At 40.8% G+C, this 24,694-nt stretch carries 24 protein-coding genes; 15 read left to right on the forward strand and 9 right to left on the reverse strand.

Translation table 11 applies throughout. The features are described from left to right. The first annotated feature begins 137 nt into the window (after positions 1-137). The gene (accB, locus tag CYO90_RS07095) at positions 138-590 is read left to right on the forward strand and encodes an acetyl-CoA carboxylase biotin carboxyl carrier protein (RefSeq protein WP_087583527.1); all 453 of its coding nucleotides are present in this window, start codon (positions 138-140) and stop codon (positions 588-590) included. Continuing rightward, the gene (locus tag CYO90_RS07100) at positions 590-1,921 is read left to right on the forward strand and encodes an acetyl-CoA carboxylase biotin carboxylase subunit (RefSeq protein ID WP_004317853.1); all 1,332 of its coding nucleotides are present in this window, start codon (positions 590-592) and stop codon (positions 1,919-1,921) included. Before accB ends, CYO90_RS07100 begins: the two co-directional genes overlap by 1 nt. Before the next feature lie 160 nt (positions 1,922-2,081). Here CYO90_RS07100 and CYO90_RS07105 read toward each other — a convergent pair whose 3' ends face one another. From CYO90_RS07105 to CYO90_RS07140, 8 genes are all read right to left on the reverse strand, one after another. Beyond that, positions 2,082-2,633: a DUF2393 family protein gene (locus tag CYO90_RS07105; RefSeq protein ID WP_103578995.1), complete on the reverse strand. Its 552-nt coding sequence runs from the start codon at positions 2,631-2,633 to the stop codon at positions 2,082-2,084. Next, a complete protein-coding gene (locus tag CYO90_RS07110; protein WP_103578996.1) occupies positions 2,633-3,163 on the reverse strand; it encodes a DUF2393 family protein in 531 nt (176 codons plus the stop codon). The genes CYO90_RS07105 and CYO90_RS07110 overlap by 1 nt, the downstream gene beginning before the upstream one ends. Next, positions 3,153-3,887 (reverse strand): bifunctional phosphoribosyl-AMP cyclohydrolase/phosphoribosyl-ATP diphosphatase HisIE, encoded by a 735-nt coding sequence (gene hisIE, locus CYO90_RS07115; RefSeq protein WP_103578997.1) that lies wholly within the window; start codon positions 3,885-3,887, stop codon positions 3,153-3,155. The genes CYO90_RS07110 and hisIE overlap by 11 nt, the downstream gene beginning before the upstream one ends. Positions 3,888-3,889: 2 nt before the next feature. Next, positions 3,890-5,002 (reverse strand): prohibitin family protein, encoded by a 1,113-nt coding sequence (locus CYO90_RS07120; RefSeq protein WP_103573688.1) that lies wholly within the window; start codon positions 5,000-5,002, stop codon positions 3,890-3,892. A gap of 16 nt (positions 5,003-5,018) precedes the next feature. Next, positions 5,019-5,933 carry a branched-chain amino acid transaminase gene (locus CYO90_RS07125; protein WP_002939975.1) on the reverse strand — a complete coding sequence of 305 codons (915 nt, stop codon included), beginning with the start codon at positions 5,931-5,933 and terminating at the stop codon, positions 5,019-5,021. A gap of 100 nt (positions 5,934-6,033) precedes the next feature. Continuing rightward, the gene (locus CYO90_RS07130) at positions 6,034-6,675 is read right to left on the reverse strand and encodes a thiol:disulfide interchange protein DsbA/DsbL (RefSeq protein ID WP_103578998.1); all 642 of its coding nucleotides are present in this window, start codon (positions 6,673-6,675) and stop codon (positions 6,034-6,036) included. Between the two features lie 9 nt (positions 6,676-6,684). After that, positions 6,685-7,182 (reverse strand): thioredoxin-dependent thiol peroxidase, encoded by a 498-nt coding sequence (bcp, locus tag CYO90_RS07135; protein WP_103578999.1) that lies wholly within the window; start codon positions 7,180-7,182, stop codon positions 6,685-6,687. Then, the gene (locus tag CYO90_RS07140; RefSeq protein ID WP_103579000.1) at positions 7,179-7,382 is read right to left on the reverse strand and encodes a tautomerase family protein; all 204 of its coding nucleotides are present in this window, start codon (positions 7,380-7,382) and stop codon (positions 7,179-7,181) included. The genes bcp and CYO90_RS07140 overlap by 4 nt, the downstream gene beginning before the upstream one ends. 114 nt (positions 7,383-7,496) lie before the next feature. On the opposite strand from CYO90_RS07140, the gene CYO90_RS07145 reads away from it, so the two are divergent. After that, positions 7,497-7,901, forward strand: a complete 405-nt coding sequence (locus CYO90_RS07145) for a hypothetical protein (protein WP_103579001.1) — start codon at positions 7,497-7,499, stop codon at positions 7,899-7,901. On the opposite strand, the gene CYO90_RS07150 is transcribed toward CYO90_RS07145, so the two are convergent. Continuing rightward, positions 7,898-11,218 carry a DUF748 domain-containing protein gene (locus CYO90_RS07150; RefSeq protein ID WP_103579002.1) on the reverse strand — a complete coding sequence of 1,107 codons (3,321 nt, stop codon included), beginning with the start codon at positions 11,216-11,218 and terminating at the stop codon, positions 7,898-7,900. The two genes, CYO90_RS07145 and CYO90_RS07150, sit on opposite strands and share 4 nt — an antisense overlap. A 175-nt stretch (positions 11,219-11,393) precedes the next feature. On the opposite strand from CYO90_RS07150, the gene CYO90_RS07155 reads away from it, so the two are divergent. From CYO90_RS07155 to carB, 12 genes are all read left to right on the forward strand, one after another. Then, the gene (locus CYO90_RS07155) at positions 11,394-12,926 is read left to right on the forward strand and encodes an ABC transporter substrate-binding protein (RefSeq protein WP_103579003.1); all 1,533 of its coding nucleotides are present in this window, start codon (positions 11,394-11,396) and stop codon (positions 12,924-12,926) included. Positions 12,927-12,938: 12 nt separating this feature from the next. Continuing rightward, entirely contained in the window at positions 12,939-13,877 is a 939-nt protein-coding gene (locus CYO90_RS07160) for an ABC transporter permease (RefSeq protein WP_103579004.1), read from the forward strand. Further along, positions 13,874-14,674, forward strand: coding sequence for an ABC transporter permease (locus CYO90_RS07165; protein WP_103579005.1), 801 nt, complete (start codon positions 13,874-13,876; stop codon positions 14,672-14,674). The genes CYO90_RS07160 and CYO90_RS07165 overlap by 4 nt, the downstream gene beginning before the upstream one ends. Next, positions 14,671-15,351 (forward strand): ATP-binding cassette domain-containing protein, encoded by a 681-nt coding sequence (locus CYO90_RS07170; RefSeq protein ID WP_103579006.1) that lies wholly within the window; start codon positions 14,671-14,673, stop codon positions 15,349-15,351. The genes CYO90_RS07165 and CYO90_RS07170 overlap by 4 nt, the downstream gene beginning before the upstream one ends. Beyond that, positions 15,348-16,097 carry an ATP-binding cassette domain-containing protein gene (locus CYO90_RS07175; RefSeq protein WP_103579007.1) on the forward strand — a complete coding sequence of 250 codons (750 nt, stop codon included), beginning with the start codon at positions 15,348-15,350 and terminating at the stop codon, positions 16,095-16,097. The genes CYO90_RS07170 and CYO90_RS07175 overlap by 4 nt, the downstream gene beginning before the upstream one ends. A 26-nt stretch (positions 16,098-16,123) precedes the next feature. Beyond that, entirely contained in the window at positions 16,124-17,200 is a 1,077-nt protein-coding gene (locus CYO90_RS07180; protein WP_103579008.1) for an epoxyqueuosine reductase QueH, read from the forward strand. A gap of 111 nt (positions 17,201-17,311) precedes the next feature. Continuing rightward, the gene (gene fabZ / locus CYO90_RS07185; protein WP_004317884.1) at positions 17,312-17,758 is read left to right on the forward strand and encodes a 3-hydroxyacyl-ACP dehydratase FabZ; all 447 of its coding nucleotides are present in this window, start codon (positions 17,312-17,314) and stop codon (positions 17,756-17,758) included. A 24-nt stretch (positions 17,759-17,782) separates the two neighbouring features. Beyond that, complete coding sequence (lpxA, locus tag CYO90_RS07190; protein WP_009295380.1) at positions 17,783-18,571, forward strand: acyl-ACP--UDP-N-acetylglucosamine O-acyltransferase; 789 nt, start codon at positions 17,783-17,785, stop codon at positions 18,569-18,571. Further along, on the forward strand, positions 18,571-19,803 hold the full coding sequence (gene clpX / locus CYO90_RS07195) for an ATP-dependent Clp protease ATP-binding subunit ClpX (protein ID WP_103579009.1): 1,233 nt from the start codon (positions 18,571-18,573) through the stop codon (positions 19,801-19,803). The genes lpxA and clpX overlap by 1 nt, the downstream gene beginning before the upstream one ends. A gap of 9 nt (positions 19,804-19,812) precedes the next feature. Next, entirely contained in the window at positions 19,813-20,850 is a 1,038-nt protein-coding gene (locus CYO90_RS07200) for a rod shape-determining protein (RefSeq protein WP_002939972.1), read from the forward strand. Beyond that, positions 20,840-21,595: a rod shape-determining protein MreC gene (mreC, locus tag CYO90_RS07205; protein ID WP_004317872.1), complete on the forward strand. Its 756-nt coding sequence runs from the start codon at positions 20,840-20,842 to the stop codon at positions 21,593-21,595. Before CYO90_RS07200 ends, mreC begins: the two co-directional genes overlap by 11 nt. Then, positions 21,595-24,694: carbamoyl-phosphate synthase large subunit (gene carB, locus CYO90_RS07210; protein WP_103579010.1), on the forward strand; the 3,100-nt coding region annotated here is incomplete at its 3' end. The genes mreC and carB, both read left to right, overlap by 1 nt.

The raw sequence follows: 24,694 nt of genomic DNA on the forward strand, positions 1-24,694 counted from the left end.
CGAAAAAGTAGACAAAAGTAAAAGTTTTAGATAGCTGTAATTATATTTAGAAAGATAAATTTTTATGTCATAAAAAAAATTTTTATCTATTTTTCGCTACAATTAGAAACTTATATAAAAATTTAGGAGAATTTTCTATGAAAAAAGAAGATATAAAAGAGCTTATCGAATTTTTTAATGGTATGGAGATGAATCATATCAAGATAAAAAGTGGTGATTTTGAGGTCGAGGTAGAGAAATTTGCTGATTATTGTGCGCCTGCAAAGCCAGTGGCACAAGCAGCAGCTCCAGCGCCAACACCTGTAAATGTTGTCGTTAGTTCAGAGGTAAAACCAGCTGCAAATTCGCCAAAAGATAGCATAAAATCTCCTATGGTAGGTACTTTCTACGCTGCTCCAAGCCCAGGCGCTGCTCCATTTGTAAAAGTAGGTCAAAGAGTGAGAAAAGGCGATGTAGTGGGCATCATCGAAGCTATGAAGATCATGAATGAGATCGAGGCTGAATTTGACTGCCAGATCACTGAGATGCTAGTCTCTGACGGACAGCCAGTTGAGTTTGGATTGCCGTTATTTGGCGTGGAGAAAAATTAATGGAATTAAAAAGAATTTTAATCGCAAACCGCGGTGAGATCGCTCTTCGTGCTTTGCGAACGATAAAGGAGATGGGTAAAGAAGCCGTTGTAGTTTATTCAACCGCTGACAAAGACGCGCTTTATGTAAAATACGCAGACGTGGCTATTTGCATCGGTAAAGAGCGCTCAAGTGATAGCTACCTAAATATCCCAGCTATCATAAGCGCAGCTGAGATCAGCGAAGCAGACGCCATCTTTCCAGGTTATGGCTTTTTAAGTGAAAATCAAAATTTTGTTGAAATTTGCTCGCATCACAAGATCAAATTCATTGGACCAAGCGTTGCTGCGATGGCTTTGATGAGCGATAAGAGCAAGGCAAAACAGGTCATGCAAAGAGCTGGCGTGCCAGTCATCCCTGGCTCAGACGGCGCTGTGGCTGATACAAAAGCTGCAAAAGAGCTAGCCAAAAAGATCGGCTATCCTGTCATACTAAAAGCTGCGGCAGGTGGTGGCGGACGTGGTATGCGCGTGGTTGAAAAAGAGGCTGATTTAGAAAAAGCATTTTGGTCGGCTGAGAGCGAGGCGATGAGTGCATTTGGCGATGGCACAATGTATATGGAAAAATATATCCTAAATCCACGCCACATCGAGGTTCAAATCATCGGCGATAGCCACGGCAACGTGCTTCACATAGGCGAGCGCGACTGCTCTATGCAGCGCCGTCACCAAAAGCTGATCGAAGAGAGCCCAGCTATCTTGCTTGATGAAAAAACAAGAGAGAGGCTACATGAAACTGCCATAAAAGCGGCAAAAGCGATCGGCTACGAGGGAGCAGGTACGTTTGAGTTTTTGGTTGATAAAAATTTAGACTTTTACTTCATCGAGATGAACACAAGGCTCCAAGTTGAGCACACAGTAAGCGAAATGGTAAGTGGGCTTGATATCATTGAGCTTATGATAAAAGTGGCTGAGGGCGAAAAGCTACCTTCACAAAAGAGCATCGAGCTAAAAGGCCATGCGATTGAGTGCAGGATCACAGCTGAGGATCCAAACACCTTCACACCGTGCCCTGGCAAGATCACAAAATATGTCTGCCCAGGCGGCCGCAACGTGAGAATGGATAGCCACATCTACCAAGACTACTCTATACCGCCGTATTATGACAGTATGATCGGTAAGCTCGTAGTTTGGGACACTGATAGAAACAGAGCGATCCACAAGATGAAAGTAGCTCTTGATCAGCTCATAATAAGTGGCATCAAAACAACAAAAGACTTTCACATCGCCATGATGGAAAACAAAGACTTTTTAAGCAACAACTACGATACAAACTATCTTTCAAGACATTAAAACTAAATTTTAAACCATTGCCTTTTGGCTTTGGTTTAAAATTTCTTATCTTATATATAAGCCAAATTTTTAGATCGAGCTATTTTAAATTTAAAAGAAATTTAGCCAGTTTATAGTCACTTGCGAAACACAATAAGGACTAAAAATTTATCTAAATTTATTAGTAGCAACTAAGTTTTGTGATATTCATACCATTTTTAAAATATGGCGGATAGGGCATAGTCACAGTAAATGGCACTGCTTTTTGCTTTGGTAAATTTTGAGCTACGTCAAATTTATATGCCACAGTGTTTGGTCTCTCCTCCTCATCGCCTCCAATAAACCATGAGAAAAATGAGAGTCCACTTGGTTTAAAAAATGCCTCGCCACCAAGATCGTTTTTATTTAGCGGTTGATTAATAAGCTTAATTGTAAGGGTGCATTTGCTAATGGTAAATTTACCGACATTTCTTACTTGACCACGAAATACAATGCTTTCATTTCTTAACACTCGCTCGCTTTTTACGCCTTCGACTATGCCTTTTTTGGTGTATTTATCAAGAACTAGCATCAAAAAAATGGCAAGCGTGGTTGAGACCAAAATGTTTGTAAAAAGTAGTGATAAAAATAGCTTTCGCTCGGCTCTAAGCGAGAGCACAAGAAATAAAATAGAAAGTAGTGCGATCGCGAAAAGCACGATGATATGAACGATGGTAAAGTAGTTTGAACTCATCAAAAACACTCCGCTTTTTTGGTGATATTGTAGTCAATGAAGGCAAAGTCATTGACAAATTCTCTTATCTGCTTGCTCTGCTTTGGCAAAAGCGCTTCATTTAAAATGATCCTTTTTTTAGCAAAAGGGTTTAGCGAATTTAGAAAATTTCTCGTGCTTTGTTTTGAGCCAAGGTAAAAGCCAAGCTCGATTTTGCAAACGTTTAATGTGTAGTTTGAATTATTTGTGATGTTAAAATCAACCATCAACGCATCGACATATTGAAGCTGTTTTGTGTTTATTTTGCTTATGCTAACTGGTCTTAGATTTTCATTTATATATTTGTTTGTGTAGTAGTTACCTGCGAAAAGTCCCAAAAAACCAGCTAGGATAAATAAAAATCCTATCTGCCACCATGATTTTATCGCGACGAAAATTCCTAAAAGCACGATAAATATAAAGGCTAAAAAGACCCAACCATAGGCTAGAAAGTCGATAAGTTTGGCGTTTTGAAGTATGAAAAGTATGTTATGCTTGATGCTATTTAACATCTCGCGATCTTTTTTCTTCGATGCCACTCATGCCAAAACGCCTTGCAAGCTCGTTTTTGACGGCATCTGGATGTATGTTGTGGGCTGAAAGTGCCACAAGTGTGTGAAAGCAAAGATCGGCTGCTTCATAGATGAGGTCATTTTTTGCTTTTTGCTCATTTTGTTTTATCTGCTTGGCAAAACTAAGCTCTTTTGCCGCCATAACAAGCTCTGTAGCCTCTTCGCCAACTTTTTTTAGAATTTGATTTTCACCCTTTTTAAAAAGGCTTGCCACGTATGAAGTTTGCGGATCAGCATTTAGCTTTCTATCTTCTATAACGTGATAAAGTTCGTCAATGACGCCGTAGCTTGGCTTTTTAACCTCGCTTTTTTGATCAGAAATTTCTAAATTTTCTAAATTTATCTCGTTAAAAAAGCAAGACCTTGCCCCAGTGTGACAAGCAGCGTCTCCATTTTGAACGACTTTTAAAAGTAAAGTGTCGTTGTCACAGTCTAAAAACGCAACCTTGATCTCTTGCGTGTTGCCACTCTCTTCGCCTTTTTTCCAAATTCTATTTTTGGTGCGTGAAAAGTAGTGAGCGTAGCGGCTAGATAGACTTAAATTTAGTGCTTCTTCGTCCATATAAGCAAGCATCAAAACCTCGTTTGTAGCGTGATCGCAAACCACCACCGGGAGCAATCCACCAACCTTTTGCCAGTCTATACTTTTTGCTACGCTATTCATTTTTACCTTTCGCTAACCGAGCTAGCTTTTGCCCTATCTTTTGCATCTAGCCAGATATTTGGCACAGCTCCGCCAGGTGTTAAGAAAATTTTGGCATCTTTGTTCTCTTTAAGAGCATCGTTAAATCTATTTTGTGTCTCGATCTGCTTTAAATTTAATAAATTTTGATCGACACTTTTTGCGATCTCTTTGTTTGCATACGCAGTCGCGTCAGCCTCGATCTTGATAGCATCGGCCTTACCCTTTGCTTCGATGATAGCAGCTTTTGCAGTACCTTCTGCAAGGGCAGCTTGTTTTAGAGCCTCTTGATTTGCACGCTCGACCTCGTATTTTGTCCTCTCAGCCTCTTGTTTAGCGATCTGGACACGCTCGATCTGCTCTTTTACCTTTGAAGGCAAGATGATCTCACGAAGCTGCACTGTTAGGAGCTCGACTGGCTTGTTTGGCTGAGAGTCGATGTCTTTTCTTATGCCCTCATCTATCTGCCTTGCTAGGTCGTTTCTCTTAGTTGGCAGCTCTTCGGCTGTGTATTTACCAGCGATGCTGCGAACCACATCGCGCACGACAGGATCAACGATCTTGCTCTCCCAACTAAGACCCCAAGATGCGATAGTTTGTGGTGCATTTTCTGGATTTAGGCGGTATTGCACGGTGATATCGATGCTAACTGGTAAATTTCTAGCGTCCAAAACTGATATTGAGTTTTTGCGTAAAATTCCAGCTCCCTGATAAGACTTTTGCAAGCTCTCGCCCATATCTTCGCCTGAAGTGTAGTTGATGATCCTAACTCTAGTATCAACTACGATGATATCTTGGATAAATGGCAAAAAGAAGTGAAATCCTGGTTGTAAAGGATTTGGCTCATATTTACCCGCTGTGGCTTTGATGCCGACCTCGCCTGAGTGTATCACTTTAAATGGCTGAGTGATAGCAAGGATCGCGATAATGGCGATTATGATGTAGGCTAGCGCACCAAATTTGCCAAAGCCACTTGGTATATTTGGCATTTTAAAATCCTTTTTAAAAGGTGGCTCTTTGTCATTATTTTGACCTGAGCCCCTGTTGTCATTACCTGGCTTTTTTTTGTTGAAATAATCATTTAAATCAGCGGGCATTTCGTTCCTTTAAATCTTAAATATATGTTAAAAATGATTCGTATTTTTTGTTTAGACCATAAACTACGTCAAAGTAAGCTTTTTGTAGTCTCTTTGTCACTTCGCCTCTAGCACCGTTGCCGATGATGCGGTTATCTATGCTGTTTATCGGCGTTACTTCAGCTGCAGTGCCAGTGAAAAACGCCTCGTCAGCTGTGTATGCTTGATCCCTTGTGATGCGCTCTCTTCTTACTTCGATGTCAAGATCGTGAGCTAGTCTTATGACTGTATCTTGAGTGATGCTAAGTAGGCTGTTGTCGTTTGGTGGAGTGATCAATGCGCCGTTTTCAACGATAAAAAAGCACTCGCCTGGACCTTCAGCCACAAAGCCCTCGCTATCAAGAAGTAGCGCCTCGTCGTATCCAGCCTCTTTTGCTTCGTAGTTTGCCATTTGCGAGCTTAGGTAGTTTGAGCTAGCCTTTGCTCTGTTCATTTGAGCAGCAGGAGCAAGTTTAGCAAAGCTTGAAATTTTAACTCTGATGCCTTTTTCTAGGCCTTCATCGCCAAGATATGCACCCCACTCCCATGAAGCGATAGCAGTTTGCACTGGTGCTTTTGTGTGCGCTACGCCCATTACGCCGTATCCTAAAAAGATAAGTGGGCGGATATAGACGTTGCTGTTATATTTATTTGCGCGAAGTAGCTCGATCTGTGCTTTTTCAAGCTCTTCTTCAGTGTAAGGCACGTTTAAAACGGTCATTTTTGCTGATCTTAAAAGTCTTTTTGTGTGGTCTTTTAGTCTAAAAATAGCTAGACCTTTTTTTGTTTTATAAGCTCTTGTTCCCTCAAATACAGCGTTAGCGTAGTGCAAAGAGTGAGTTAGAACGTGTACTTTCGCATCGTCCCATTTTACTAGTTTTCCATCCATCCAGATGAATTCTGAAGCGTTCATAATTAAACCTTTCTTTTTTAGAAATTTGATCCGAGTTTATCTAAAATTGCTTTAAATTTACATTTCTAAGCCCAAAATGTCCGTAAAATTTAGGCTAAAGTTACTTATCTAAAAGCTCTTTTATCGTCTTTGCCATCTCATCGATCGATGATGCTGCGCTTAAATTTATCAGATATTTGCCGCTGACTACAAAGGCTGGCACACCGCTGATACTTGCTACATCATAAGAGGCAAACCACTCGTTTAAAAGCTCTTTTGCACGCTCTGAGCTTAGCGCTTTTTCATACTCGTCTTTGCTTACGTGAGCTGCATTTAGCGCTAGATCTATAAATCTTTGCTTATCTTTGCCGTCATTAAAGTCATCTTTTTCATCGTGTCTTGCTTTGTAGATCGCAAATTTAGCTTGCTTCAATTTAGACTCATCGCTTAGCAGATCAGTCCCATTTGCCTCATCTATCGATATAAGAGCGGCGAAAATTTTACTTGTTGTCTCGCCAAGCTTGCCTTTGGTGCTTAGGTGATATGGGATAAATTTGACCCCGTCAAGCTTTGACATCAGCTTTCTTGTGATCGTTCGGTCAAATTTATAGCAGTGAGGGCAGTCGTAGCTAAAGACCTTGACGACTGAGTTTTTAGGCACGTTAAGTGGTTTTGCTAGAGTTTGATACTCCACACCTTCAGTCAGTGCTGATAAATTTAGCGCAAAAAACGCACTTAAAATTAGCATTTTTATAAGCTTCATCTTTGCTCCTTATTTTACTAGATCAGCTAGCACTTTTTCGGCGTGGTCTTTGGCTTTTACGCTTTTGTAAATTTTAGCTATCTTGCCGTCTTTGCCGATCACAAAGGTGCTTCTGGCGATACCAAGATACTCTTTGCCGTAGTTTTTCTTGACCTGCCAAACGCCATAAAGCTTTGAAATTTCTTTATCCTCATCGCTTAAGAGGATGTGCTTTAAATTTTGCTTTGCGATAAAGCCCACATGCGACTTCACGCTATCTGGGCTAACTCCGATGATGACGGTGTCATTTTTGATAAACTGATCGTAGTTTGCGCTAAATTCGCAAGCTTCAGTCGTGCAGCCTGGAGTGTTGTCCTTTGGATAGAAGTAGAGCACCACGTTTTTGCCTACAAAGTCCTTTAATGCGACCTTTACGCCGTCTTGATTTAGCGCTTCAAACTCTGGCGCTTTATCGCCAACTTCAAGCGTTATCTTTCTTTCAATGTCTGCTTTGCTAAATTCGCTCATTTTATCCCCTTTCTTTTATCCTCTACACTCTCGCCTGCTACGCCGATGTTGCTCGCGTCGTGAGTTTCTAAAAATATCATAACCGCCTCTTTTTTCTTGCCAAGCACCCTCACAAGCGTATCTGTCACCTCGTGAAATACTTGATCTTTCTGCTCCTTTGTCGGCTCTGGGCCTGCTATTTTGATATTAACATAAGGCATTTTTGCTCCTTTTTTAAGATGCAAAATATTAGCCAAAATGAGTGAAATTTCAGATTAAAGCCGTTATTTAAGAATTTGGCATTAAAATAAGCAAACTTCCAAAAGGAGCGAAAAATGGACTATAACAGGCAAAATAAGGGCTTTGTTTGCTTTATGTATGGCTTTGGACGAAGCAGGGCGGTTTATGCAGTTTTGATGATGCTAATGGCGCTTTTAGCTGGCCTTTTAACACTTACTTCAAGCGCTCAAGCTGACGTTTCAAATTTACAAATAGCCCTTGGCATCATACTTTGTGGCCTTTTGCTGATCCTTATAAATCCTAAAATTTTCATCATCAAGCTAATTGGCTACTTAATCGCCTTAGCTGGCGTTATGATCGCCCTTCACAACGCAAATTTGCTAGGAGCTGATTTTAATTTATATTTTTACGCAAGCCTCATTTTTGGGGCATTTATGATGCTTATGCTTCTTAGCTGGTTTGTCTATAACGCAAGAAGTAGCGAAATAAATGAAATTTAGTTCGCCACTCCCATTAGCACGCTTGTGTAGGTGTTTTGCTTAGGCTCTGAGCTTGTCGCATCGTTTATATTTATGCGACCAGCCTCAAGCCCAGCTTTTATAAGCGCCTCTTTTACCGCATTTGCTCGCTCATTTGCAAGCTCTATTAGCTTTTCTTTATCAACCTCGATGCCTTTTAGCGCCTCTTCTCTTAAGGCTTTTTCGTTTCTATCTTTTAAATTTGGCACAAGCTCATTTAAAACTGCGATGTAGTCTTTGCCGCTTGAAGCGATGATTTGATTGATCTTTTGATCTAGTTTTTTATTTTTATAAAAGCTCTCATCTAGTTTTGAGTATGTTGGCGTTATGCTAAGCTTCATTTTAGGTTTTGAGCCAGTTAGCTTTATAAAATCAGCTATCTTAGGCGCTTCTGAGCTTATAAGCTCGCTACTTCCAGCAAGAAAATCAATAGAGCTAAGATCTTTGCTGCCAAGTCCTAGGGCGTTGCCTAAAAATCTAAACGGAGCTAGCGTGATGTCAGCAAAGAGTTTTTTTACTGCAGCCCAGATGACGCCGCCATATTTAAAGTCAGGATCGTCTAAATTTCCCTCAACTGGCAGGTTGATGTTTATTTGATTATTTTGATCGCTAAGTATCGAGATAGCAAGCGAAAGTGGTAAATTTACAGCATCTTTTGAATCAACCTTCTCTCCAAGTGTAAGTGAGTCAAAATTTATGAAATTTGAGCCATTTAGTTTTGAGTCGGCTACGCTATAGTTTAGGTTTAAATTTAGCTTGCCTTTTTTGATCTTATAGCCCACAAACTGCCCACTATATGGCGTTATATCAGTTAGATCGATATCTTTAAAGTCAAGCTTTATGTCGGTATTTTGCTTTAGCTCAAACGGAAAGAGTTTTGCAGTGATCTGCGCAAAGCCATTTTTACCAACCACGCCTTGAAACTCGCCTGAGTTTGGGCGCTTTTTATCGATGTCAGTGAGCTTGCCATTTAGCTTTGAGATCGTTGTGGCAAATGGCATAAATAGCGATGCGTCCGAGAAATCAACCTCGCCATTTTTTAAAGAGAAGTTTTTCACGCTAAATTTTAGCTCGTCATCTTTCTTGCTAGCTGCTTTTTTGCTCTCAGGTTTTGCCTCGGTTTTAGCCTTATTTTTATCCTCTTTTACGATCTGAGATAGGTTAAATTTACGCTCTTTGCTTAGATGAGCCTTGATAAATGGCGAATTTAAGCTCACTCCGCTTATGGCAAGGTCATTTTTGGCAAATGAAATTTTTTCAAGATCAAGGCTTTTAAAGGCGATTAGTTTTTCAGATTTTTTGCCATTTAGCCTTATATCTTTGATGCTAACTTTTGCGTCTGCTTTGATATCTTTTGCGTAGCTTATCTCAGCGCTACTCTCAAGCTGTCCGCTAGCTAGATCGGCCTCTAAAAAGGGCTTTGCGTAGGCAAAATACTTTGGTAAATTTGTATCATTTAGCTTGATTTTAGCGCTTGCATCAAGTGGCTCGATCTTTATCTTTGAATCAATATCCAAATTTAGCTTTTGTGAGCTTTTCATCGCCACTTTTGCATCAAATGGCTTGCTAAAATCGCTACTTAAATTTGCTACTTTTACAAAAAGATTATCAAATTTATGAGCGATCTTTTCGCCCTCAAAAAGATGCGTCAAAGCGATATCTGCGTTATTTACGCTTATATTTTTCATATCAAATTTAAACTCATTTTCTTTGCTTTTTGAAGCACTTTTATTTTCAGCTTTTTTCTCTACTTTTTTAGTGTGTTTTGCCGCTTTTGCAGGTTTTGCGCTCTGCTCGCCAAATCCTAGCTCATTTACAGCGCTTAGACCATTGTCGTTTAGTTCTGAAGTAAATTTAGGCTTATTAACATCGACACTAGTGATATTTAGAGCCATTTTTAAAAGATCAAAGCTTATGCTCTTTACCCCCACATCAGCGACGCTTACTATATCTTTATTTTTTGCTTTAAGCTCTATGTTTTTTACATTTAGCTCATCAAGGCTCGCAAGGCTCTTGTTGCCATCCATTGTAAAATTTGTATTTGTCACGCCAGCACTTGCTACATTTGCACTTGCGCTTTTGCTAAGTGGCGCATTGATGCCATTAAGTACTATTTTTTCAAGCGTTAGCGCGGTTTTGTTATTTGCTAAATTTATATTTAAATTTGAAGCATTTATATCTTTTAAATTTGCTAAATTTCTATCTGCTTCATCTATTTTAAGAGCGTTTGCGCCTACGCTTTTTAGCTTGGCTGTGGCATTTAGCTCGCTTTTTTCATTTAAATTTGCAAGAAGCGAAATATCACTTAAATTTAGTGATTTTACGCTCGCAGCGATAGCATTTTTAAAAGAGATATCATTTAAATTTATGGCACTTAAATTTAGCGCAGCCTCTGTTTTGTCAGCTATCTTGCTAACAAGATCAAATTTTGGAAGCTCTAGCTCGCCAAGGCTTACTTCATTTTCGCCCTCGTTTAAATTTAGCCCTTTTACATTTAAAAAGCCATCTTTTAAATTTATTTTAGTTGCGTTCTCATCGGCATTTAAAGCGTAGTTTATCTTTAAGTTTATAATGGCATTTTTTAGATTTAACGTGTCATTGTCGATAAAACTTATCGCAACTGGCTTTATGCTAAAGTCTTTTATGCTGACGTTGCCCTCTATTTTTAGTGGATTTAGCTTGATATCGCCATTTAGATCGATCTTATGAGCGAGGCTTGAGTTTGAGTCAAATATGTGACTACCTGCGCTATTTTCCTTCGTATTTAGCGAGCTTAGCTCGTAGTTTATATCATCAAAGCTTACATTAAATGGCTTTGTTAAATTTTGATCGCTATATGAAAATGAGCCTTTGATGATTTTTGCGTTATTTAGCGCGAAATTTATCGAGCTGGTGCTGTTATCTTCGCTAGTTGCGTTATCATCGCTTATAAAATTGCTAAAGTTAAAATTTGCTTTTTTATCTCTTGTGATCTTTACTTTTGGCTCATCTAGCCTAAAAATGTCTATCTCAACTAGCTTTTTAAAGATAGAAAATGGCTTTAGCTTAAGGTCGATCTGCTTCGTGCTAAAAAGTGGAGAAGTGGTGTTTAGCTCGGCATTTGTAGCGTTTAGCTCGAAGGTAAATGGGTTAAATTTAGCATCACTTACAAAAAGCGTTGCGTTGTAGTCTTTTAGGTATTTTGGCGCGATATTTTTGATAGCATAAGGCAGACCAAAAAAGCCAAGAAGCGTGTAGATAAGCAAAAGTGAGACTACGCAGATGCCGGTGATTAGGGCTATTTTTTTCTTTTTATCCATTGTGAAATTTACCTTTTTGTTAGCTAAAATGAGCCTTGATTTTACTTTAAAAAAGGTTAAAAGTTAGTTAGAAATTTTAAATTTTCTATACATTGAATTTACATTTATCTTAATAACACTTTTATGCATTTCGTATTACTATTCGTCAAATATTTTTTAAACAAAGGAGCGAGTGATGAAGAGATTTTTGGCTTTATTGTTTTTGTTGTTTTCTGCCTTTGCTTATGCAAATGAAAATGCCGTTGTGATCGCTATCGAGGAGCAAACACCTCGTATAAATCCACTCTACGACGAGGATCACGATCCTACGCTTTCGCTGGTTTTTTCTGGACTTACTAGCCACGATGAAAATAGCCACGTCGTGCCAGAGCTTGCCAAGTCTTGGCAGGTGAGCGATGACGGGCTAGAGTATGTTTTTGAGCTAAGAGATGATGCTTTTTGGCATGACGGGGTGAAATTTAGCGCAAAGGATGTTAAATTTACCATCGAAGCGGCTCAAGATAAAAAGCTAAACGCGCCTGCTATCTCAAACTACGAGGTGGTAAAAAGCGTTGAAATTTTGGGCGATTATAAGGTAAAGATCACGCTAAAAGAGCCTTTTCCGCCGTTTTTAGATGCGCTTAGCTTTGGCGTTTTGCCTGAGCACATTTTAAAGGGTAAAGATATCGCAACTGATAAATTTAATGACGCTCCTATTGGCACTGGCGCATACAAGCTTGTAAAATGGAAAAAAGATGAGAGTTTGGAATTTGCGGCAAATGAGAAATTCTATAAAGGTGAGCCAAAGATAAAAAGGCTATTTTTAAAGATAGTTGGCGATGAAAATTTAAGACTTGTAGGGCTTAAAAGCGGTGAGATCGACGTTGCGCTCATCTCTCCAACAGGTGTAAATTTCATAAAAGATGATAAAAAATTAAGCTTGCTTAAGTTTAAAAGTGCGGACTATAGAGCTTTGATGTTTAACTTTAATGATCCTATCTTTCAAGATAAAAATGTAAGGATCGCCCTAAACTACGCGGTTAATAAAGATGAGATCGTTAAAAAACTATTTCACGGATATGCAAGCGTAGCGAACAACCCGATAGAAAAAAGCTTTGCAAATGACAGCGAGTTTAAATTTAGCTACGATCCGCAAAAGGCAAAAGAGCTACTTGAAAAAAGTGGCTTTAAGAAAAACAAGGCTGGCTTTTTTGAAAAGGACGGCAAGGAGCTTGGCTTTGACATCTATGCCTTTAATAACGACATCTTAAGGGTCAATCTAGCCAAAATTTTAAGCAGCGAGTTTGAGAAATTTGGCGTAAGAGCCAAAGCCTACGCAAAGCCAAAAACAGCCTTTAGTATAAGCAAGGTTGATAGCTTTGTGATCGGCTGGGGAAGCCCGTTTGATCCAGACTTTCACACATATAGAATTTTTGGCGGATTTGCCGACATCGATGTCAATGAAAATGGCTGGAATTTTAGCCACTACAAGGACGCAAACGTCGATCTTGCCCTAAAAAACGCGAGATATACAAAGGACGTGGAACTTAGGAAAAAATACTACAAAGAATTTCTAAAAGCGCTTTTTGAAAATCCACCTTACATTTTTATAGCCTATCTTGACTATCCGCTCGTTTTTAACAACAAAATTTCAGGCATAAAGACGCAAATTTTGGGCCACCATGGGGCTGGATTTTTATGGAACATAAGAGAGTGGCAAGTAAAATAGTGGATAAAAACTTTGTTTAGAGCCATTTTAAAAACAGCGATCTCAAGCCTTGGATTGCTGTTTTTTATCTCATTTTTTCTATTTTTGCTCATATATTTTTTGCCAGGAAACGTCACTGATGCGATGTTTTTGCGAAGTGAGGCTGTGAGCGTGGCTATAAAAGAGCAAATTTTAGAAAATTTGGGGCTAAAAGATAACTTTTTCGTGCAGTATTTTAGGTGGCTGGCTCACTTTGTCACGGGGGACTTTGGCGCCAGCTTTGTAAGTGGGGCAAGCGTATCTTTGCTCATTAAAGAAAGACTTTTAAACTCACTTATTTTGTTTGTGTGCTCATTTGTCTTAATAGCTCTTTTCTCCTTTTTCTTGGGGCTTTTAAGTGCCATTTATAAAAATAAATTTGCCGACATCTTTATAAATTTTAGCTCGTTTTTGCTGGCATCACTACCGCATTTTTACATCGCACTTGTGCTAATAGCGATCTTTAGCGTCTATCTAAACGTGCTGCCAAGCTCTGGCGCAAACGAGCTAGGCTCTAGCGGAGTAGGGGCTAATTTTATCATCTTGCCAACGCTTGCCATCATCTTGCCACACCTTGGCGCAAACGTGAAATTTGTAAGAGACAGGCTAAATCAAAGCCTAAACGCTGACTTTATCCAGACGGCTCACGCTAGAGGCTTGGGACGGGGCAAAATTTATCTCTTTGCCATAAAGCACGCAAGCACCGATATAGTCTATTATTTCGCAACCCTTGTAGCTGGCGTTTTTGCTGGCTCATATGTTATTGAGAGCATTTTTTCATTTCCAGGCATAGGCAAGCTTAGCCTTGATGCGGTGATCGCCAAAGACTATCCAGTCGCACTTGCGACCATTTTACTAACGGCTGTTTTTGTCGTTTTTGCAAATTTACTGGCTAAAATTTTCGCTATCTTGGCAGATAAGAGAAATTTATGAGAAAAGTCATATTTTTCCTAGCCTGTTTTGTCTTTTTGGCACTTGTCACATTTGCCTTTGTGACGCCGTTTTTCTCTAAATTTGAGCCAAATTTCACTGACTTTATGGCGGTAAATTTAGCCCCAAGTAGCGAGCATATCTTTGGCACTGACATCCTTGGTAGAGATAATCTCATAAGAGTGGCCTACGCGCTTAAAAACTCGCTTCTTATCTTACTGCTAGCTGGCTTTTTAACGACGCTTTTCTCGCTCATCTACGCATATTTTGGCACGAGCAAGAGCAAGGTTTGTGAGAGCCTTTTTGATAAGGGGCTTGATGCCTTTTTAAGTATCCCAAACATCGTTTTTATCATGCTTTTTAGCTCATTTAGTAGCGGAGATCTGCTTATAACCTCTTTTATCATCGCCATTTGTTCGTTTATGCAGGGCGCAAAAGTCTTTATGCAAAATTTAAGACTTAGTAAAAAGTGCGACTACACAGAGCAAGCTGTGATAAACGGGGCTGGTAAATTTAGCCTTATCTGCTTTGAAATTTTGCCAAATTTAAAGCATCTTGTAGTTAGCATCTTTGGTATAAACGCGATAAACGCAGTCGTCATGGAGGCCACGCTTGGCTTTTTTGGCGTGGGTAGTGACGCAAATAAAATAAGCCTTGGCATCATGCTAAATGAGAGCAAAGAGGCGCTTTTTCTTGGCTCTTGGTGGATGGTGCTTTTCCCTGGCGTGACGCTCTTTTTGCTCATCCTTGCAACCTCGATCATCACGTCAAATTCAAAAAATGGCAATATAAAAATATGATAGAGATTAAAAATTTAAACGTTTTTTATAAGGATAAGAAGCTTTTGCGAGAGCTTGATTTTACTATGAGCGAGGGTAAATTTATAGGTATCACGGGTGCAAGTGGTAGCGGCAAATCGCTCTTTGCAAAGAGCTTAATAAGGCTTTTTGATGATGATTTTAGAGTGAGGGCGGATAAATTTAGCATTTATAAAAAAGATATCTTAAAACTTAGTCAAAATGAGCTAAAAGAGCACCGAAAAAAGGTCGCTGCGCTCGTTTTTCAAAACTCAGTTGCAAGCCTTCATCCGCTCTTAAACGTGGGCGATCACTTTAATGCCTGTCTTGGCGGCGATAATAAATCAAATAAAGAGCTTGCGTTTGCTTATTTTAAGGAGTTTGGGCTGGGTAATGCAAATCTCATCTGGCACAAATACTCATACGAGCTAAGTGGCGGCGAGGCGAGCCGCGTGCAGATAGCTCTGGCGCTTTGCCTGAAGCCAAAAATTTTAATCTGCGATGAGATAACAAGCGGGCTTGATAGCATTAGCGGTAGCCACGTGGCGGGCATCTTGGAGAGTTTAAAGGGCAAGATGAGCGTCATCTTTATCTCGCACGATGAGGCGCTAACAAACTATCTTAGTGATGAAATTTGGCAGATGAGAGATGGGCGACTAAATTTAAAGGAAAATGCGTGAAAATCAGGCTTGAAAACGTATCAAAAAGTTTAAGCTTTAAGGAGCATTTTAACGCTAGAGCTGAAGTGCTGCACCTTTTAGAGGGGATAAGTTGCGAGCTTGATGATGGCGAAAATTTAGCCATTTTGGGGCAAAGTGGTAGCGGCAAAAGCACGCTTGCAAAGCTCATATCATTTAGCGAGCCAAAAAGTGGGGGCAAAATTTATATAAACGATAAGGAGATCACAGACAAAAATGAGCTAAAAAAAGATATCAGATATATCTTGCAAAACCAAAAACAAGCCCTAAATCCAGCGCTAAAAGTAAAAACCGCCATCGCTCATGTGAGGTCGTATCTTAAGCTTAGCTTTAGCGAAAATGAGCTCAAAGAGCTTCTCTCTAATTTAAATTTAAAAGATGAAATTTTAGGCAAATATCCATCACAGCTAAGTGGCGGCGAGGCGACAAGGGTTGGGATACTGCTAGCGCTTCTTTCAAAGCCAAAAATCCTAATCTGCGACGAGATAACAAGCGGGCTTGATAATGAGACGAAGCAAAAGATCATAAATTTGCTTTTAAGCTTGGATGAAAAGATCAGCATTATTTTTATCACGCATGATATCTTAAGTGCGATGAAGATAGCGCAAAAGGTGCTAATCATCGAATCTGGCAAACAAGTGGCGTGGGGTAAATTTGAGGATCTTACAAGCCAAAATGTCCTTAAAAAATACCTTGACGCAGCTAAATTTTATGATGATAAACTTTGATATAATGCAAGCAAAAAAGGTCAAATTTGCTAGTTCATATCTGCTGCTCTGTCGATAGCCACTACTTTTTACAGTGCCTACGAAAAGATCATCCAAATGAGCGAATAGTAGGCTATTTTTATGATCCAAACATACATCCGTATAGTGAGTTTTTGCTGCGTTTTGAGGACGTGAAGCGAAGCTGCGAGAAGCTAGGCATCAAGCTAATATGTGGCGAATACGACTACGAAGCGTGGCTTGGTGGCACAAAGGGGCTTGAAGATGAGCCAGAAAAGGGCAAAAGGTGCGAATACTGCTTTGACTTTCGTATGAAAGACTCAGCTAAAAAAGCGCTTGAGTTAGGACTTAGTAAGATCACGACAACGCTTTTGATGAGCCCAAAAAAGGACTTTTCTCAGCTCAAAAAGGCGCTTGATGAGGCGGTGGCTGGCTCAAATTTGGAGGCCGTTGCAGTTGATTATAGAAAAAATGGCGGCACAAGCGAGCAGTTTATCCTCGCTAAAAAAGACAAGCTCTATCACCAAAACTACTGTGGCTGCGTCTTTGCACTAAAAAAACAGAGGGACTCGCAAAATTTGCCACAAAGTGAGCTAATGAGCGAGCTACATGCAAGGGCGCTTTATGGCAGCATAGAAGCGAGGCTTGAGCTTTATAAAAAGGTGCGCGAGTGCGAGGCAAAGGGAGAGAAATTTCACCTTTTTAGAAGACGGTTTTTAAACTACAGACTTTTACGTGCTTATGTAAAATTTGAAGGTCATGTGACACCGAGCTACTTTGTGCTTTACTCTGGTTTTAAAAGAGAAAATTTAAAGCTAAATGTGGAGCATGACTGCCAGATCAATGATGGGCTAAAAGAGGGCGCAATATTTATGAGCATAGAGCGCTTTAATAAATTTACAAATAGTAATTTTGCAAGCATAGATGAGCTTTGTAAAAGACCGCTTGAGCTTGACGCTGAGATGAAATTTCGTAGGCAGATATGTGGGGAGTTTTCGCAAAATCCTATCATTATCTTAGATGAGGTCAAAAAGGGTAGCTACGAAATTTATGCAAAGGCTGTTTTTTATAATGACAGCGAAGAAATTTTGGTTTTAGAGCACTAAATTTAAATTAATCAAAGCTAAATTTCAGAGATTTTTAAGAGAGGCTAATAATTTTTTTCTTAGTATAAATTTGTTACAATCTGCCAAAATTTACATTACTAAGGCTAAAACGTGATAGACGTCGTAGAAATTCAAAAAATTCTCCCACATAGATTTCCTTTTTTGCTTATCGATAGAGTTGTCGAGCTAGAGCCTGCAAAAAACATCGTCGCTTATAAAAATGTAACCATTGGCGAGCCGATATTTCAGGGGCACTTCCCAGGTCACCCGATCTATCCTGGCGTGATGATCATTGAAGGCATGGCACAAGCTGGCGGCGTGCTAGCGTTTAAGAGCATGAGCGACGAGCATCAAGCTGGCATTGAAAACAAAGTAGTCTATTTTATGAGCATAGACGGAGCGAAATTTCGCCATCCAGTCCGCCCTGGAGATAGGCTAGAGTATAGATTAAATGTATTAAAACACAAAGGCAATATCTGGGTGCTTGAGGGCAAAGCATATGTTGATGATGTGCTATGCGCCGAGGCTGAACTTAAAGCGATGATAGTCGATAAATAGGCTTTTGCTTAAAAAAGAGAGACAATGAAAAATATCCACCAAACAGCAGTTATAGAAGATGGAGCGATCATTGGAGATGACGCAAATATCGAGGCTTACGCATTTGTAAGTAAAGATGCGGTCCTTGGCAACAACGTCACGATAAAACAAGGCGCAAGGGTGCTTGGCAAGACGAGGATCGGCGATAACTCTCGTGTATTTAGCTACGCGATCGTGGGCGACATCCCGCAAGATATCAGCTATAAAGATGAGGTCGATACTGGCGTCATCATCGGCGAGCACGCAACTATACGTGAGTTTTGCACTATAAACTCAGGCACGCACAAGGGCGATGGTATAACAAGGATCGGCGATAACGCCTTTATCATGGCATATTCTCACATCGCACACGACTGCATAATAGGCAGCAATGTCATTTTGGCAAATAACGCAACTCTAGCAGGCCACGTCGAGCTTGGCGACTACGCTGTTGTGGGCGGTCTTACGCCTATTCATCAGTTTGTTAGAGTAGGGGAAAGCTGCATGGTCGCAGGGGCAAGCGCGCTTAGCCAAGATGTAGTGCCATTTTGCCTAGCTGAGGGCAACAGAGCTTATATAAGAAGCTTAAATTTAGTTGGCATTAGGCGTAGATTTGACAAAGAGCAGGTTGAAGAGCTTGTTCGCGCTTATAAATTTTTGTTTAATCAAGGCATCAGCCTAAAAGATCAAGCAAACGAGCTGATCGCAAAAACCAGCGACGAAAATGTTAAAAAAATGTGTAAATTTATATTAGAAACGACAAGAGGAATTCCACTTGCAAAAGGAAGAGATTAATGGCTAGAAAGTGTAATTTTTGTGGCGAGGCTGAGTCTGCTGAGAGAAGATTATTAGCAGATATCGAAGGAAACGCCTATATATGCGAGTACTGTATAGCAGCAGCATACGATATGATACATGGTGATACGAGTGTAGAAGAGAGTAAAAACGATGAGGCGATAGAGTACCAAAAGCTCACACCAAAGGAGCTAAAAGCGGTACTTGATAACTACGTGATCGGTCAAGATAGGGCTAAAAAGGTCTTTAGCGTCGGCGTATATAACCACTATAAGAGAATTTTTAAACAAAGCGACATCAAAGACGATACTGAAATTTCAAAATCAAACATCTTGCTTGTTGGTCCAACCGGAAGCGGCAAGACGTTGATGGCTCAGACTTTGGCAAGATTTCTTGACGTGCCTATTGCGATTTGCGACGCGACAAGCCTAACTGAGGCTGGATATGTCGGCGAGGATGTTGAAAATATCCTTACAAGGCTCTTGCAAGCTGCAAATGGCGACGTGAAAAAGGCGGAGCAGGGCATTGTATTTGTCGATGAGATCGATAAGATCGCTAGAATGAGCGAAAACAGAAGCATCACAAGAGACGTTTCAGGCGAAGGCGTGCAGCAAGCGCTTTTAAAGATCATCGAAGGTAGCGTCGTAAATATCCCACCAAAAGGCGGCAGAAAGCATCCAAATCAAGACTTCATCCAGATAGATACGACAAATATCTTATTTGTTTGCGGCGGTGCATTTGACGGACTTCTTGACATTATCGAGCGCAGAGTTGGCAAAAACGTACTTGGCTTTAACCAAGAAAAACGTGGCAAAAACGAAAAAGAAAATTTACTAAGCCTACTTGAGCCAGACGATCTTGTAAAATACGGCCTCATCCCAGAGCTAATCGGCAGACTTCACGTGGTGGCTACTTTAAATGAGATAACAAAAGAGGATATGGTTAAAATTTTGACCGAGCCAAAAAATGCGATATTAAAACAATATCAAAAGCTTTGTGCGATCGACGGCGCTACGCTTAAATTTGATGATGAGGCGCTTGAAGAGATAGCGAGCCTTGCTATCGAGCGAAAGACTGGAGCAAGAGGGCTTAGAAGCATAATGGAAGAGCTCATGACAGATATAATGTATGATCTGCCAGAGCTAAAAGACTACGATATCGTGATCTCAAAAGAGACGGTAAAAGATGGTGCAAAGCCAATTTTAATAAAACACGACAAGAAAATAGCGTAAAGGAAATAGATGTTTTTAGATCAGGTTATAGGTTTTTTCTCAAGTGATATGGGTATAGATTTAGGTACGGCAAACACTTTGGTTTTGGTAAAAGATAAGGGAATAATCATAAATGAACCATCAGTTGTTGCGGTAAGACGTGAGAAATATGGAAAACAAAAAATTTTAGCAGTCGGCCACGCTGCAAAAGAGATGGTGGGAAAAACTCCTGGCGACATCGAGGCGATAAGACCGATGAGAGATGGCGTTATCGCGGACTTTGACATGACAGAGAGGATGATACGCTACTTTATAGAAAAGACCCATAGAAGGAAAAATTTCTTACGCCCAAGGATCATCATCTCAGTTCCTTACGGACTTACTCAGGTTGAGAGAAAGGCTGTTAGAGAGAGCGCACTAAGCGCAGGAGCTAGAGAGGTATTTTTGATAGAAGAGCCTATGGCAGCAGCTATCGGAGCAAATTTACCAGTTCGTGAGCCGCAAGGCAACCTTGTAGTTGATATCGGCGGTGGTACGACTGAGATCGGAGTCGTCTCACTTGGCGGTCTGGTAATATCAAAATCTATCCGCACAGCTGGCGACAAAATAGATAGCAGCATAGTTAATTACATAAAAGAAAAATACAACTTACTAATAGGCGAGAGAACAGGCGAGGAGATAAAGATCGCTGTGGGCTCTGCTGTGCAGCTTGAAAAAGAGCTAAGCGTAGTGGTAAAAGGACGCGATCAAGTGAGCGGTCTTTTAAGTAGGGTTGAGCTAACAAGCGAGGATGTGAGAGAGGCGATGAGAGAGCCACTAAAAGAGATCGCAGATGCGCTAAAAACTGTGCTTGAGATGATGCCGCCTGATCTTGCTGGCGATATCGTCGAGACTGGTATCGTGCTAACTGGCGGTGGAGCGCTTATTAGAGGGCTTGACAAGTTCTTGTCTGATATCGTTAAGCTTCCAGTATTTGTAGCTGATGAGCCGCTTCTTGCTGTTGCTAGAGGCACAGGCAAGGCACTTCAAGAGATCGGACTTTTACAACAGCTAACAAATGAAGAGTAAGATTGTTCTTTTTGTTTTTATAGCGTTGCTTGCTGGCGCCTCGATGTTTAAGGGCGAAATTTTAAGCAACATCTCTATCAAATTTAGCAACTACGCTATAAATTCATACGACAATTTTGCCAAAAGCGTGAAAGATTATATAAATGAATATTTTAGGCAGGCTAGTGAGATAGAAAAACTAAGAGCGCAAAACAAAGAGCTAGAGCGCTCAGCTACGCTTCTATCTACTTTTGCAAACGAGCTAAATCAAATTTTAAAAGATAAAAACTCAACTGCCTACGCCCCAGCTGTAAAGCTAGTAAAAGGGCTTAGCTATGTGCATATCGGGGATTATAATAAAATTTGGATAAGCGAGTTTGAAGGATACGACCCAAATAAAATTTACGGGCTCATCTATCAAGGAAGTAGCGCCGGCATCGTTATCGCAAAAGACGGCAAGCCGCTAGCATACTTGCAAAATGACCCAAAAAGTATATTTGCAGTCTATATAGGAAATGACAAAATTCCAGGCGTCGCGCATGGAAATCAAGGTCAAATAATGGTGAAATTTATCCCACAATGGCTCAGCCCAAAAGAGGGCGACGAGGTCTTTACGAGCGGGCTTGACGGGATATTTTTTAGTGGGGTGCCAGTAGGGCGCGTGAGTAAAATTTTAAAAGAGAGCTCCTATCAAAGCGTGATAGTTGAGCCCTATGCGAAGCTAAACATACCAAACTACCTATACGTTGTAACAAAGGAAAAATGATGCCAAAAAGAACAGATATAAATACCATTTTACTAATCGGCTCAGGCCCTATCGTCATCGGTCAAGCCTGCGAATTTGACTACTCAGGCACGCAAGCAGCCAAGACGCTAAAAGAGCTTGGATATCGCGTAGTGCTCATAAACTCAAACCCAGCCACCATCATGACTGACCCAAATTTCGCCGACGCAACGTATATAGAACCGATCACAAAAGATAGCATTTTAAAGATCATCGAAAAAGAAAATATTGACGCCATCTTGCCAACGATGGGCGGTCAAGTGGCGCTAAATGCTGCGATGGAGGTCTTTGAGAGTGGCCTTTTAAAGGATGTCAAATTTCTTGGTGCAAACCCAGAAGCGATAAAAAAGGGCGAAGATAGACAAATTTTTAAAGCGACCATGCAAAAGATCGGCATGGACCTGCCTGAGAGTAGATATGCCTACAACATGGACGACGCGCTAAATGCGGCAAACGAGATAGGCTTTCCGCTCATCATAAGAGCTAGCTACACGCTTGGTGGCGCAGGAAGTGGTGTGGCTTATAATATGGACGAATTTAAAGAGCTAGCCAACACTGGCCTTGACGCAAGCCCGATACATGAAATTTTGATAGAAGAGAGCTTGCTTGGCTGGAAAGAGTACGAGATGGAGGTCATTAGAGATAGAAACGATAACTGCATTATCGTCTGCTCGATCGAAAATTTTGACCCAATGGGCGTTCATACAGGTGATAGCATCACGGTCGCACCAGCACTCACACTCACAGATAAAGAGTATCAGGCTATGCGTGACGCTAGTTTTGCCATACTTCGTGAGATCGGCGTTGATACGGGCGGCAGCAATGTGCAGTTTGCCATAGATCCAAAAACTGGCCGTATGATCGTTATCGAGATGAATCCACGCGTTAGCCGAAGCTCAGCGCTAGCAAGTAAGGCTACTGGCTATCCGATCGCAAAGGTCGCGACACTGCTCGCAGTTGGTTTTAGCCTAGATGAGATCAAAAACGACATAACTGGCACGCCTGCTAGCTTTGAGCCGGTGATCGACTACATTGTGACAAAAATTCCACGCTTTACATTTGAGAAATTCCCGGGATCAAACCCATATTTAGGCACTGCGATGAAGTCAGTTGGCGAGGTTATGGCGATAGGTAGGACATTTAAAGAGAGTATCCAAAAGGCACTTTGCAGCTTAGAGCGCGATCTTTGCGGATTTAACAGCCTTAGTTTAGAGAAAAACGCTTTGATTTATGGCATCAGAAATGCAAATGAGAGAAGAATTTTATATCTAGCGCAAGCCTTTAGAGATGGCTTTAGCGCGGCTGAGGTGCATGAGTTTAGCAAGATCGATCCTTGGTTTTTGGAGCAAATTTACGAGATAGTTAAATTTGAAGATAAGATCGACATGGATATCTTAAACAACGAAGAGCTACTGCGAGAGGCCAAAAGTATGGGCTTTTCAGACAAGATGATAGCTGTGCTTATAAATGAAAAAGACGATCTTGAGCTTAGCCAAAATGATATCTATTTTGCTAGGCAAAAGCTTGGTATCGAGCTTGAATACAACGAGGTCGATACTTGCGCGGGCGAATTTAAGGCGCTAACGCCATATCTTTACTCAACCACAAATATCACTAAATTTCCTAAAAAAGAGCCTGTAAAAGACGCTAAAAAGGTGATGATAATAGGCGGCGGTCCAAACAGGATCGGCCAGGGCATAGAGTTTGACTACTGCTGCGTGCATGCAAGCTACGCCCTAAGAGACCTTGGCATAAAAACGATAATGTATAACTGCAACCCAGAAACCGTCTCAACCGACTACGACACGAGCGATATTTTGTATTTTGAGCCGATCGATTTTGAGCACGTTAGATCAGTCATCGAGCGCGAAATGCCAGACGGCGTGATCGTGCATTTTGGAGGTCAAACTCCGCTTAAATTTGCAAAACGCCTAAGCGTTATCGGCGCTAAGATCATCGGCACAACCGCAAGAGTGATCGACGTGGCCGAGGATAGAAAGAAATTTAGCGAATTTATAAATAAAATAGGCGTCCTTCAGCCTAAAAATGACACCGCCACTAGCCTAGAAGAAGCCTTGCAAAAGGCCGCGACTATCGGCTACCCAGTGCTCGTTCGTCCAAGCTACGTTCTAGGCGGCAGGGCTATGAGAAGGGTGCATAACGAGAGCGAGCTAAAAGAGTATATGAGCGAGGCGGTAAAGGTTAGCAACCACTCGCCAGTGCTACTTGATAAATTTTTACAAGATGCAAAAGAGCTCGACGTAGATGCGATATGTGATGGCAAAGAGGTCTATATAGGCGCGATAATGGAGCACATCGAGGAGGCTGGAATTCACTCCGGTGACTCAGCTTGCATATTGCCACCGATGAGTTTAAGTGATGAAATGATAAAAAAAGTGGAGAAGCAAACCAGAGATATCGCGCTAAATTTAGGCGTTGTTGGACTTATGAATATCCAGTTTGCCATCTATGAAAACGAGCTTTATATGATCGAGGTAAATCCTCGCGCGAGCAGGACCGTGCCGTTTGTGAGCAAGGCTACTGGCGTACCTATGGCAAAAGTAGCGACAAGAGTTATGTGGCAGGGAAATTTACGTGAGGCGCTTAAATTTTATGATGATTACAAAGTGGTTTATGAAGATGGCGACATCCTAAAACCTCGCGTTAGCTCGCATATTTGCGTAAAAGAGTGCGTGTTGCCGTTTAATAAGCTAAGTGGCGCCGATCTCATCCTTGGTCCTGAGATGAAGAGTACGGGTGAAGTAATGGGCATAAGTCACGATTTTGCAAGCTCATTTGCAAAGAGTCAGATTGCTGCTAGCAACACTTTGCCAAGCAAAGGCAGAGTATTTTTAACACTAGCTGACGCTGATAAATCTTACGCACCTGATCTTGCAAAAGAGCTAATAGCGCTTGGCTTTAGCATCATCGCAACTGGTGGTACGCATAAAATTTTAAGCAAAGCTGGCGTTGAGGCTGAGTTTGTCTATAAGATAAGTGAGGGCAGACCAAACGTTGAAGATAGGCTCAAAAACGGCGACATAGCACTTGTTATAAATACAAGCGATACTAAATCAAGCG

The sequence above is a fragment of the Campylobacter concisus genome (assembly GCF_002913745.1).
In the GTDB taxonomy this organism is placed as follows: domain Bacteria; phylum Campylobacterota; class Campylobacteria; order Campylobacterales; family Campylobacteraceae; genus Campylobacter_A; species Campylobacter_A concisus_R.